The sequence below is a fragment of the Klebsiella sp. DY2415 genome, from assembly GCF_026314315.1.
Taxonomy (GTDB): Bacteria; Pseudomonadota; Gammaproteobacteria; order Enterobacterales; family Enterobacteriaceae; genus Klebsiella; species Klebsiella ornithinolytica.
Genome location: NZ_CP111115.1, coordinates 166,503 through 178,958 on the forward strand (window position 1 = coordinate 166,503; position 12,456 = coordinate 178,958).

12 protein-coding genes are annotated in these 12,456 nt (G+C 55.8%); 4 read left to right on the plus strand and 8 right to left on the minus strand.

Features of this window, described 5'->3' with window-relative positions; genetic code table 11:
- Positions 1–72 precede the first annotated feature (72 nt).
- From trmL to OQV00_RS00825, 5 genes are all read right to left on the minus strand, one after another.
- A complete protein-coding gene (gene trmL, locus OQV00_RS00805; RefSeq protein ID WP_004868901.1) occupies positions 73–546 on the minus strand; it encodes a tRNA (uridine(34)/cytosine(34)/5-carboxymethylaminomethyluridine(34)-2'-O)-methyltransferase TrmL in 474 nt (157 codons plus the stop codon).
- Between the two features lie 94 nt (positions 547–640).
- Positions 641–1,825, minus strand: a complete 1,185-nt coding sequence (gene lldD / locus OQV00_RS00810; protein ID WP_004868899.1) for an FMN-dependent L-lactate dehydrogenase LldD — start codon at positions 1,823–1,825, stop codon at positions 641–643.
- Complete coding sequence (gene lldR, locus OQV00_RS00815) at positions 1,825–2,598, minus strand: transcriptional regulator LldR (protein ID WP_004868896.1); 774 nt, start codon at positions 2,596–2,598, stop codon at positions 1,825–1,827. Before lldR ends, lldD begins: the two co-directional genes overlap by 1 nt.
- Positions 2,595–4,250 (minus strand): L-lactate permease, encoded by a 1,656-nt coding sequence (lldP, locus tag OQV00_RS00820; RefSeq protein ID WP_004868894.1) that lies wholly within the window; start codon positions 4,248–4,250, stop codon positions 2,595–2,597. The genes lldR and lldP overlap by 4 nt, the downstream gene beginning before the upstream one ends.
- Positions 4,251–4,592: 342 nt before the next feature.
- Complete coding sequence (locus OQV00_RS00825; RefSeq protein WP_004868892.1) at positions 4,593–4,955, minus strand: YibL family ribosome-associated protein; 363 nt, start codon at positions 4,953–4,955, stop codon at positions 4,593–4,595.
- 275 nt (positions 4,956–5,230) lie between these two features.
- Between OQV00_RS00825 and OQV00_RS00830 the strand changes: the two genes are divergently transcribed.
- Positions 5,231–5,455: a hypothetical protein gene (locus OQV00_RS00830; RefSeq protein WP_044346788.1), complete on the plus strand. Its 225-nt coding sequence runs from the start codon at positions 5,231–5,233 to the stop codon at positions 5,453–5,455.
- Here OQV00_RS00830 and mtlR read toward each other — a convergent pair.
- The 3 genes from mtlR to OQV00_RS00845 form a co-directional block, all read right to left on the minus strand.
- Positions 5,444–6,043, minus strand: a complete 600-nt coding sequence (gene mtlR / locus OQV00_RS00835; protein ID WP_015585526.1) for a mannitol operon repressor MtlR — start codon at positions 6,041–6,043, stop codon at positions 5,444–5,446. The genes OQV00_RS00830 and mtlR overlap by 12 nt on opposite strands.
- Complete coding sequence (mtlD, locus tag OQV00_RS00840) at positions 6,040–7,188, minus strand: mannitol-1-phosphate 5-dehydrogenase (protein ID WP_048022810.1); 1,149 nt, start codon at positions 7,186–7,188, stop codon at positions 6,040–6,042. Before mtlD ends, mtlR begins: the two co-directional genes overlap by 4 nt.
- 122 nt (positions 7,189–7,310) lie before the next feature.
- A complete protein-coding gene (locus tag OQV00_RS00845; RefSeq protein WP_075808152.1) occupies positions 7,311–9,230 on the minus strand; it encodes a PTS mannitol transporter subunit IICBA in 1,920 nt (639 codons plus the stop codon).
- 664 nt (positions 9,231–9,894) lie between these two features.
- Here OQV00_RS00845 and OQV00_RS00850 point away from each other — a divergent pair.
- From OQV00_RS00850 to OQV00_RS00860, 3 genes are all read left to right on the plus strand, one after another.
- Positions 9,895–10,251 (plus strand): DUF3302 domain-containing protein, encoded by a 357-nt coding sequence (locus OQV00_RS00850; protein WP_004868882.1) that lies wholly within the window; start codon positions 9,895–9,897, stop codon positions 10,249–10,251.
- Positions 10,252–10,253: 2 nt separating this feature from the next.
- Positions 10,254–11,390, plus strand: coding sequence for an HlyD family secretion protein (locus OQV00_RS00855; RefSeq protein WP_004868880.1), 1,137 nt, complete (start codon positions 10,254–10,256; stop codon positions 11,388–11,390).
- Positions 11,391–11,771: 381 nt separating this feature from the next.
- Positions 11,772–12,380: a glutathione S-transferase gene (locus OQV00_RS00860; RefSeq protein ID WP_015585527.1), complete on the plus strand. Its 609-nt coding sequence runs from the start codon at positions 11,772–11,774 to the stop codon at positions 12,378–12,380.
- Positions 12,381–12,456: the final 76 nt, after the last annotated feature.

Sequence of the window (12,456 nt, forward strand, 5' to 3'; positions counted from 1 at the left end):
CCGGGCTACGGACCCGTGACATCGGGTCGCCCGGATAAGGCGCAGCGCGCCGCAATCCGGGAATGACTCAGGCTAACTGCGCAATAGCGCGCCCGGATACCCCAGCTGGCGCCAGGCCTCGTACACCACCACCGACACCGCATTTGACAGGTTCATACTGCGGCTGTCCGGCATCATCGGAATACGGATTTTCTGCTGTGCCGGCAGGGCATCAAGAATGCTGGCCGGCAGGCCGCGCGTTTCCGGGCCAAACATCAAAAAATCGCCATCCTGATAGCTGACCGCGCTGTGAGCCGGTGTACCTTTCGTGGTCAGGGCGAACAGGCGCTGCGGCCTGGCGCTTTCCACGAAGGCAGCATAATCACGATGGCGCTGAACGGCGGTAAATTCATGGTAATCCAGCCCGGCGCGGCGCAGGCGTTTATCGTCCCAGGTGAAACCCATCGGCTCAATAATATGCAGATTGAAGCCGGTGTTGGCGCACAGGCGGATGATGTTCCCGGTATTTGGCGGGATCTCAGGTTCGAATAGTACAATGTTCAGCATGCTGCCCTGTCTCATTAGGCTCTTAATCGCGCGGGCAGAATAGCAGATATTTGCCCGGCCCTCATCCCTGTGGGTGAGCGCCGGGCGGGGGGGATTACGCAGCGTTACCCTGCTTAATCGCATTGAAGGTTTGCAGCGCGTCGGCGTTCTGAACCAGAGAGTCGCGGCTGATTTCACCGATGGTTTTGGTTCCGGTCAGGGTCATCGCCACCTTCATCTCTTTCTCGATCAGATTCAGCAGGTTGGCTACGCCCTGCTTACCGTGGGTAGCCAGCGCGTACAGATAGGCGCGGCCCAGCAGCACGCTATCGGCGCCCAGCGCGATCATGCGCACCACATCGAGACCGTTACGAATACCACTGTCGGCGAGGATGGTGATATCGCCTTTTACCGCATCGGCGATGGCCGGCAGCGCACGGGCTGAGGAGAGAACGCCGTCGAGCTGGCGGCCGCCGTGGTTGGAGACCACGATCCCGTCGGCGCCGAAGCGCACCGCATCCCGCGCATCCTGCGGATCGAGGATCCCCTTGATCACCATCGGGCCGTCCCAGAATTCGCGGATCCACTCAAGGTCTTTCCAGGAAATGGACGGATCGAAGTTGTTGGCCAGCCAGCCAATGTAGTCCTCAAGTCCGGTCGGCTTACCCAGATAGGCGGAAATATTGCCGAGGTCATGCGGGCGGCCGTTTAAGCCAACGTCCCATGCCCACTGCGGGTGGGTCATCGCCTGCCAGTAGCGGCGCATCGCCGCATTCGGGCCGCTCATGCCGGAATGGGCATCGCGATAGCGGGCGCCCGGCGTCGGCATATCAACGGTAAAGACCAGAGTTGAACAGCCCGCAGCCTTGGCGCGCTCCAGCGCATTGCGCATAAAGCCGCGATCGCGCAGGACATACAGCTGGAACCACATCGGGCGCTTGATGGTCGGAGCGACCTCTTCAATCGGGCACACGGAAACGGTGGAGAGGGTAAACGGAATGCCTTTATCATCCGCGGCGCCTGCCGCCTGTACTTCACCGCGGCGAGCGTACATCCCGCATAGCCCGACCGGTGCCAGCGCCACCGGCATGGAGAGCTTTTCTTTGAACAGCGTCGTCTCCAGGCTCAGGTCCGACATATTCTTCAGTACCCGCTGGCGGAGCGCCACATCAGACAGGTCTTCAACGTTGCGGCGCAGCGTGTGCTCGGCATAGGCGCCGCCGTCGATATAGTGGAACAGGAACGGTGGCAGGATTCGCTGTGCGGCTGCGCGATAGTCGCTGGCGGCTGAAATAATCATCACGGGTTCTCCCTGGCATTTTCATTGTGGTCACCGGGCAGGCGGGTAATTCGCGCCTGGCGGGCCTGGTCTTCATCAAAGTGTTTAATCGTGGCGTGGACAAAGCCTAAATGCGCCATCATCGCCTGACGCGCGCCTTCGGCGTCACCGGCGAAAATGGCCTCCATCACGGCCTGGTGCTGCTCAGTCAGACGGGCGAATACCGGCGGGACAAGGTACATCCGCTGGCGGCTCTGTTTGACCGAGGATTGCAGGAGATCGAAAAAGCCGCGCATGGTTTGTAGCAGCACCACATTGTGCGAGGCTTCGGCAATCGCCAGATGAAAGCGAACGTCAGCCTGCGAGGCCAGGTCCGGGTCTTCGCTCTGGGTCGCTTCAAAGCACAGGCGAATGCGCTCTTTTTCGGCGTCGGTGGCGCGCATCGCCGCATGCCAGGCCGTGCTGGCTTCGATGGCGTGGCGGGCTTCCAGAATATCAAAGCTGTAATCGGGATCGTCGGCAAGCAGCGTTTTTAGCGGCTGAACGATATTCTGTTCCGACCACGCTTCGTGCTGCCAGCGCACGAAAGTCCCGCCGCCGCGGCGGCTGACCAGCAGGCCTTCGTTCACCAGCATCGCCAGCGCTTCGCGCAGCGAGTTGCGCGATACGCCAAGCAGGGCGGCCAGCTGGCGCTCGGCGGGCAGTCGCATGCCCGCCTCCAGCTTCTGTTCTTCAATCAGCGCCCGCACACGACGGGCTACATCGTCTGCAAGGCGCCGGGGCATCACTATCATGGGATCATCCAGGTTAAGACATAGGCCTGTAGCGTGGTAATAACGCCAACCATGCAGGTAAAGATCAGGCTGTGTTTTACGGTAAAGCGGAACAGGTCCGACTCTTTCCCCACCAGGCCTACCGCCGCACAGGCGATGGCAATGGACTGCGGCGAAATCATTTTGCCGGTGACGCCGCCGGTGGTGTTGGCCGCGACCAGCAGAATATCGGAGACGCCGATCTGCTGTGCCGCGGTTGCCTGCAGCGCGGCGAACAGCGCGTTAGACGAGGTGTCTGAACCGGTCAGGAACACCCCCAGCCAGCCGAGGAACGGCGAGAAGAAGGTAAACGCGTGGCCGGTGTGCGCCAGCGCGAGGGCCAGCGTCGACGATAGCCCGGAATAGTTTGAGATAAAGGCGAACGCCAGCACCATACCGATGGAGTAAATCGGCAGAGCCAGTTCTTTTAACGTGCTGCCAAAGGTGACCAGCGCATCTTTTGGCTTCATACGCAGCCAGACGATGGAAAGTATAGCCGCAAACAGGATGGCGGTGCCGGTGGCAGACAGCCAGTCGAACTTATACACCGCAGCGTAAGGGGTGGCTGCGCTGACAACCGGCGGCATGCGGGCCACCATTTTATCGAGGAATGGCACGGAGATATTGATGACGAAGTCATACATCGCCCCGCCGGGAGCAAACAGGGCCTTAAACGGCGGGATGCTCCACAAAGTCACGGTGGCGGTCAGGAACAGGAACGGCGACCAGGCGCGGACGACCTGCCCGGCGCTGTAATGGGTGCGCGCCAGCGTTTGATCGACCTGGGCGGCGCCCATATCGCCGAAGCGGAAGATACGAACCGGCTGCCAGCGTTTGAGGAACAGGGTCAGGCAAACCAGCGACACCAGAGAGGAGATGATGTCCGGCAGTTCCGGGCCAAGGAAGTTAGAGCTGAGGTACTGCGCGATGGCGAACGAGCCACCGGCGACCATGACCGCCGGCCAGGTCTCTTTGATACCGCGCCAGCCGTCCATAATCGCCATAATCCAGAACAGGACGATGATGGTCAGGAACGGCAGTTGACGACCGACCATCTGGCCGATGGCAAAGCTGTCGATACCGGTGACCTGGCCGGCGACCAGAATCGGAATGCCCATCGCACCAAAGGCCACCGGCGCGGTGTTGACAATCAGACACAGCCCCGCCGCATACAGCGGGTTAAAGCCCAGGCCGACCAGCAGCGCGGCGGTAATCGCCACCGGAGCGCCAAAGCCGGCCGCACCTTCGAGGAAAGCCCCGAAGGAGAAGCCGACAATCAGCATCTGCAGGCGCTGGTCAGGGGTAATCGAGAGAATCGACGAGCGAATAATGTCGAACTGTCCGGTCTTGACCGAAATTTTATAGACGAAAACCGCGGCGATAATAATCCATGCGATGGGCCACAGGCCGTAAAAGAAGCCGTAGACCACGGAAGTCAGCGCGCGGTCAACGGGCATCTTATAGAACAGCAGCGCGACCGACAGCGCAATGGCTACGGTCCATGTCGCCGCCAGGTACCCTTTGAGCTTGAGCTTTATCAGGGCAAAAAAGAAAAACAGAATCGGTAACGAGGCGATAAGACTTGAGAGCCAGATATTACCGGCCGGATCGTAATTTTGTTGCCAGAGGTTCATGCAGGTCTCCATCGGGCCGCAAAGATGTGGTGCTGAGTCTGCGCTCCTTGCAGATCACATCTTTTGTAAAACTGGCCCAGCCAAAATTGAGTTGTAGGGTTAACGACAACGAATGGTTAACCAAATGTTATTGGCAGGCAATATATCTGTGACTAAAAATGATGGATATGTGAACCGTTGAGTGGTTTAAGAAATAATTGGTAGGGCCAATAGGGCAGGGAGAAAGATCATGGATGTGAATGACAGGTGAATCAGCGCTTGTCCGGCCAGCGGCTGGCAGCGAATGTGTTTCCGTAGCCCCGGTCAGCGCAGCGCCACCGGGGAGGCCTCGGGACTAAAAGATTAGAACTCGGTTTTAGCGAAGCCGGTCATTTCTTTGAGGTTCATCTCGCGACCGAGGGCGGTCATCGGATGAACAATCACCAGTCCGCGAACGCTTTTCTTCAGCTTGCCCATATCGGCCTGCTCTTTTTTCGTAATCGCGCGGCGATGCGGCAGGCTCATCAGCTTCTGCGCTTCTTTGCTCAGCTTCTGGCCCTGAACTTCGCGCAGGCGAATAATTTCGGCTTCGAGGGTCGTTTTTTCTTTTTCCAGCTCGGCGTATTTGTCCGCAGCTTCCACCAGAGACAGGTCTGCCTGCTGGTGGCGGATGGCGTCGAGGCGGTCGCTCAAACGCTTGATTTCATTCTTTTCGACTTCTTTCATGATGACTTAATCTATTAATAAAGGGATTTCGACAACATATAGTATGTGCTGTGACTTCTGTTGTGGGTAGTCATTTATCCACAATCCGGCGTTTTTTCCGCGGAAGTCTCAGAGGTAATGATTTCTAATTATATGAATGTTAATAATATTATGACTAAGAGTGGCCTGTTTTTCATCTCTGTGAAGTCTGTCGTCTATACCGCACGTTTTCCTCAACCCTGACCTCGCTTTTCGCTAATCCTTTACAGGATGATCCCTGAAAACTGGAGGGCGAGATGGCAAAAATCGGTGACGGCGTACCGCGTATTATCGACAAGACAGTTGATTTTATGGCTTCAAGCCAGGCTTTTATGGAGTATCTGAAAAAATCCCCGCGTTTGCAGCACGTGCCGCGGGAAATTCCGCAGAACAAAGAGGCGCTGTATCTGAGTCGTCTGGAGTATTACAGGCAGCTTTACCGGCCGGCTTGTGACCAGGTGGAATCCGGGTCAGAGCGTTGATTTCTGAAAGGCTTTTTTCAAGCTGATTCGGGAAATCAGCTCGGTCAGAGACAGCATCATTGTTGAACGTACAACCTGCTGGTAGCGCAGCTTCTGCATTGCCAGCAGTTCTTCGTCGCTGTCATCAAACAGCGGCGTCGGCGGCAGGGCGGTCACACAATGCAGTTCGCCAAAAGGCCCAAGAATCTCATCATCGGTAAAACTGTACTCATTTCCGTCGTGATTCAACTCTTCACGCAGGGCCATCAGCAGCTCGGCGTCTTCGTATTCGGCGCGGCTAATCACCCCAAGGCCGTAAATCAGCTTCAGGCGTACAGAAAGGTCCCCCAGCGGCCCATCGCCATCCAGCAATGGCTCCACTGCGTATTTCACCGCGTAGTCGTCTTTACGGAACACCTGAAGCACCAGAATATTGACCGCTTCCGTGAGTAGCTCGACGGTGGCGATCAGGAAGCTTCGTACGGTTTTGCCAGCATTCAGACGCTCAAGCACGCGGTTTTCAAATGCCTGTGTTTCTTCCATTATTGCCTGCATATCTGACAGGAGTAGTAATGGGCGCGGTTCGTACCGCGCCAGGTCTTGCCTCATTTGGTGGCGTTGTAGTCGTTAACGGCCTCGGTCACCACGGCACTTGCTGCATCCAGACCAGAAATCTGTGCCAGCGCAGCCTGGGGGCCCTTCTCGTTAATCAAGGCTGCCAGCTCCTGCGCCTGCGGGTCTTCTTCGCTGCGGAAGTGCATTGCCGCAGCGATCCCTTTGACCAGATTGACGTGCGGCAGAGCATATTCCAGCGTACCAAGCAGCGGCTTAATCAGACGATCGCCCGCGCTCAGTTTACGCAGCGGCTGACGACCTACGCGCTCAACGTCATCTTTCAGGTACGGATTCTCGAAACGGCCGAGGATTTTCTGGATGTAGGCGGCGTGCTTCTGTGCATCAAAGCCGTAGCGCTTGATCAGTACCGCGCCGCTCTCTTCCATCGCCCCTTTCACCACGGCGCGAATGTTCTCATCGAGAATCGCGTCGCGGATCGTCTGGTGCCCGGCCAGTTTTCCGAGGTAGGCGGTTATAGCATGTCCGGTGTTTAAGGTGAATAGCTTACGTTCGACAAATGCCATCAGGTTGTCGGTTAATTCCATGCCAGGGATCGCCGGCAAAGTGCCTTTAAACTGAGTTTTATCGACGATCCACTCGCTGAAGGTTTCCACGGTCACTTCCAGCGGGTCATGCGTCGCAGAGGCGGACGGGGGAACAATACGGTCAACGGCGGAATCGACAAAGCCGACGTTGGCTTCTACCCAGGCTTTGTCTTCTTCCGCCAGAGCGTTAAACACGTGGCCTTTAAGCTGTGTGGTTCCGCGCACCATGTTTTCACAGGCAATGATGTTTAGCGGGGCGGTAAGTCCCTGCGCTTTACGCTTCGCCAGCCCCTGCGCTATAGCCGGCGCAATGCGCTCCAGCACAACCGGGCCGACGGCGGTGGTGATCAGGTCAACGCGGGCAATCAGGTCAATCACTTCATCGCCGATGCTGCTGACGGCATTGACGCCGGAAACGGTATCGACCTGCTCGTTTTCGCCGACGACGTGAACCTGATAGCTATGACGGGCATTCAGGGCGTCAAGTACCACCTGATTCACATCGGCGAATGTTAACGCGATCCCCGCGTCAGCCAGCAATTTGCCGATGAAGCCACGTCCGATATTACCTGCGCCAAAATGTAATGCATTCATAGTATTAACCTTCATTAATGTTTTTACCTGAGAGGGTTCGGGTGAGGCTTGCCCCTCACCCGAACCCTCTCTCTCCAGTCAGAGAGAGAGGGTGATTCGTCTCCCGGCGTGGCCGGGACCGTTTACGCTTTGGTGCCTTTCAGCAGCGCCAGCACTTCTTCAACGCTGGTGGTGCGGGTCAGGCGCTCAATCACCGACTCATCATCCAGCGCGTTAGTCAGGCTGGTAATCACGTGAATGTGCTCGTTATTGCGTGCCGCGATACCGATAACCAGACGGGCTACGTCATCTTCGTCTTCGCCAAAGCGAACCCCTTCCGGGTACTGGCAGAACACCACGCCGGTCTTCAGGACGCGATCTTTAGCTTCAATCGTGCCGTGTGGTACCGCGATGGACTCGCCCAGATAGGTGGAGGTCAGTTTTTCACGATCCAGCATCGCCTGGACATATTCAGGCTCAACGTAGCCGCCTTTCACCAGCTGCTCGCCCGCGAAGCGGATCGCCTCTTCTTTGGTCGCCGCTTTGCGACCGAGGAAGATATTCTCTGCGCCAAGCTTAAACAGATTTGTATCGGCGGCCTCGAAGCTGTCTTTCAGACTGCCGCGGACTTTCTCTTCGTTGTCAGTATGGCGCTGCGCCGCAACCAGACGCTCGGTCAGGCTGGTGTACAGGCCGCTGTCGAGGAAGTTGGTCAGCGAAATGTGCTGGGCCTGCGGCACCTGGCGCATCGCCCGCTCGGTCAGATCGCGGTGGGTAATCACCAGGTCGACATCCGGCGGCAGGTTGTTAATGGCGCAGTTGGTGACGGAGATATTGCCCAGCCCCGCATCCTGCACTTTTTTACGCAGCACCCCGGCACCCATGGCGCTGGAACCCATGCCGGCATCGCAGGCCACGATGATTTTGCGCACGTGGCTCAGATCGTTAGCCACGGTACCTGCAGACAGCGGAGTAGCCGCGCCTTTGGATTCAGCTTTCATATCCTGCATGCGACGGGTCGCAGCATCGATATCATCTTCTTCTTTCACTTTGCTGGTTTTCAGCAGAATGGCGGAGACCACAAAGGAGACGGCCATTGCGGCAATAATGGCCGCGATGTTAGCGAAGTACGCCCCTTTCGGCGTCATCGCCAGCACCGCAAGGATAGAACCTGGGGAAGCAGGAGAAACCAGACCGCCGTTGAGGATAGTCAGGGTGAACACGCCGGTCATACCGCCGAGAATAACGGCAAGGATCAGACGCGGGTTCATCAGTACGTACGGGAAGTAGATTTCGTGGATACCGCCCAGGAAGTGGATGATTGCCGCACCGCCTGCAGACTGCTTCGCGTTACCGCGACCAAAGAACATGTATGCCAGCAGTACGCCCATCCCCGGGCCCGGGTTGGCTTCAATCAGGAAGAAGATTGATTTGCCCAGCTCATGAGACTGCTGAATACCCAGCGGCGAGAAGATGCCGTGGTTGATAGCATTGTTCAGGAACAGGATTTTCGCCGGTTCAACGAAGATAGATGCCAGCGGCAGCATGTCATGGACAACCATGAAGTTAACGCCCGCCGCCAGAATTTTGGACAGGACTTCAACCGCCGGGCCAATGCCGAGGAATGCCAGAATGGCGAGGATCATCCCGATAATACCGGCGGAGAAGTTGTTCACCAGCATCTCGAAACCGGACTTAATCTTACCGTCTACCCAGCTATCAAAATGTTTAATCGCCCAGCCGCCCAGTGGACCTGCGATCATGGCGCCGAGGAACATCGGCATGTCCGCGCCGACGATGACGCCCATGGTGGTAATGGCACCGACGACGCCGCCACGCTCACCGCCAATTAACTTACCGCCGGTATAGCCGATAAGCAGCGGCAGCAGGTAGGTGATCATCGGGCCGACTAACTTCGCCAGCGTCTCATTCGGTAACCACCCTGTCGGTATGAATAATGCGGTGATGATACCCCACGCGATAAACGCGCCGATGTTTGGCATCACCATATTGCTGAGGAAACGACCAAAGCTTTGCACCTTGATCTTGATATCGGATGACATAAAACACCCCTTCTTCTGTTTTGCTTATCGCGTAGGCTAAAAGCCCGAGGCTTGTTGTGAATATGGCGGCAGAGGTCGCCGGACCCTGATTGATAAAGCGAATCTGGCACTGAATCGTTAAACTGTCCAGTCGGTGGGTTTTAGTGTGATTCTGATCACATGAATATAGGTATCTGGCAGGTATTTGTAGTGACGTGTATCACAAAATGGGTGTGCAAAAAAAAGACAATGGGTCAAAATTCGCCTGATTAGGCTAATTAATGTGAATCGCATCACATAATATTGTTTTCAGTTTGTCTCGATATTGTGACTTTGTTCACAAAAAATAATTCGCTGAATTTTGCGGATGTGATCGCCGGCAAACTCTGTTCGCTCGCACTGCGGCCGGCGTCGGTAAACAGGCTGCAGAATGAAAAAACATCATCGGCGTACCGTATGGAAAAAAGTCAGAATGTGGCTTAAGCTCAACATGTAAAGATAAGTCTATAGTTCTTCAGGATATATTTTGTCACGCTTAAAAACTTGCAAGGAGAATAACTAAAAACAATACTCCCCGGCCTTAAATTATAAGTGCATTTTCCTTTTACTTAAATTTCATTAATTAATTTGGTTGCTTACCATTTTATATCATTGATGAGCTGACGTCGTGTTTAGTGAGGCACATATGTTTCTCAACTATTTTGCGCTGGGTGTATTGATCTTCGTTTTTCTGGTTCTCTTTTATGGAATTATCGCGATTCATGATATTCCCTATTTAATGGCTAAAAAACGTAATCATCCCCACGCTGATGCCATCCATACCGCCGGGTGGGTGAGCCTGTTTACGCTGCATGTTATCTGGCCATTCCTGTGGATTTGGGCCACTCTCTATCAGCCTGAGCGCGGGTGGGGAATGAAATCTCATCTTCCTCCATCTGAACGCGATCCCGATATCGATCGGCTTTCACAACGTGTTGCCGAGCTGGAAAAAAGACTGGGTGCGGTGCCATCATCCGCAGATAAAGAGACCCCGGAGCGCTAATCATGGATCTGTTAATTGTATTGACCTATGTGGCGATTGCATGGGCGGTTTTTAAGATATTTCGCATTCCGGTTAACCAGTGGACTCTCGCCACGGCGGCATTAGGCGGTATATTTCTCGTCAGCGCCCTTATTTTATTAATGAACTATAACCATCCTTATACATTTACTGCACAAAAGGCGGTTATTTCGATTCCCATTACGCCACAGGTGACCGGTATCGTCAGTACCGTGACGGATAAAACGAATCAACGTGTTAATAAGGGTGATGTCCTGTTTACGATTGATCCCGTGCGCTATCAGGCCCGGGTAGATAGACTGCAGGCCGATCTGGTGACCGCGCTGCACAGCATCAACACTCTGAAGGCGCAGCTTTCAGAAGCGCAGGCAAACACGGTGCGTGTTTCCGCCGAGCGCGATCGGCTCTACAAAGACTACCAACGCTACCTGAAAGGCAGCCAGGCGCGGGTCAACCCGTTCTCAGAAAGCGATATCGATAATGCCCGGCAAAACTATCTGGCGCAGGATGCGTTAGTAAAAGCATCGGTTGCCGAGCAGGCACAGATTCAGAGTCAACTGGACAGCATGGTGGGCGGTGAGCAGTCGCAGGTTGTCAGTCTGCGCGCGCAGTTAGCGGAGGCGAAATATAACCTCGACCAGACCGTTATTCGCGCGCCAAGCAACGGCTATGTTACCCAGGTGCTGATCCGTCCCGGCACCTATGCGGCAGCGCTGCCGCTGCGCCCGGTGATGGTCTTTATCCCGGAACAAAAACGGCAGATTGTTGCTCAGTTCCGCCAAAACTCGCTGCTGCGACTGAAGCCAGGCGATGATGCCGAAGTGGTCTTTAACGCGCTGCCGGGCCAGGTATTCCATGGCAAGCTGACCAATATTCTTCCGGTGGTCCCGGGTGGATCTTACCAGGCTCAAGGGGCATTACAGTCGCTGACGGTCTTACCGGGAACCGATGGCGTACTGGCGACAATTGAGCTGGATCCCAACGCGGATGTCGACTCGCTGCCGGACGGTATTTATGCTCAGGTGGCGGTCTATTCCGACCACTTCAGCCATGTATCGGTCATGAGAAAGGTCCTGCTGCGCATGACCAGCTGGATGCACTACCTCTACCTGGATCATTAATTGCGATGAAGGCAGGCTGACGTTAAGTCTGACCTGCCTTTTGCCTGCGCCTGAACCATACTTATACCCGTCATACTTCAAGTTGCATGGTCGTTGGCAATACTCGGCCCATCCCTGGGCCTTGCCCTACGGGCGCTGCGAACAGCGTTCAAATTCGTTCCTGACGAATTTGTCCTCGTTCACCCCAGTCACTTACTTGAGTAAGTGACTGGGGATTCTCTGCGTCGCCGCGTTACTCGGCCTTCGGCCTCGCCCCTGTGGGGGCAGCGTAAACGCTGTTCAACAACGTCGAAAGCGTTGTGGTCCTGCAACTCGAACTATTTTGGCTATAGAGCCTGTCCCATCAGGCTTCTACTTTTTTGTTGGCGAAAGGAGCAGGTAATGAAACTGATCGGCAGCTACACCAGTCCCTTTGTGCGTAAAATCTCCGTCATTCTGCTGGAGAAAAACCTCCCCTTCGAATTCGTCAATGAATTTCCCTACCAGGACGTGAACGGCGTCGGGAAATACAATCCCTTGGGTAAGGTGCCGGTGCTGGTCACGGACGGCGGCGAATGTTGGTATGACTCCCCCATTATCGCGCAATACCTTGATCAACTCGGCGCTGCGCCGGCAATGGTGCCAGCGGACCCGAAAGCGGCGTTGAAAATGCGTCAGCTGGAGGCGCTGGCCGACGGCGTAATGGAGGCGGCGCAGGCGCTGGTGCGCGAAAAGAGCCGTCCGGCTGCGCAGCAGTCAGAAAGCGAGCTGCTGCGCCAGCGGGAGAAAGTGACCCGGGGACTCGATGCGCTGGAAGCCTATGTCGCCGATGGCAGTCTGCGTATCGACGAGGTCAATCTGGCCACGATTTCAGCGGCGTGCGCGATTGCCTATCTCAACTTTCGGCGGGTTGCGCCCGGCTGGTGCGCGACGCGGCCTCAGCTGATTAAGCTGGTCGATGCGCTTTTCCAGCGCGCCAGTTTTGCCCGTACCGAACCGCCAAGGACTTGACCCAGGCAGGTAACAGTTTCCTCCCGGAGACGTTACAATCACCGCTGATTTGTTGACTCCCTCTCCCGTCGGGAGG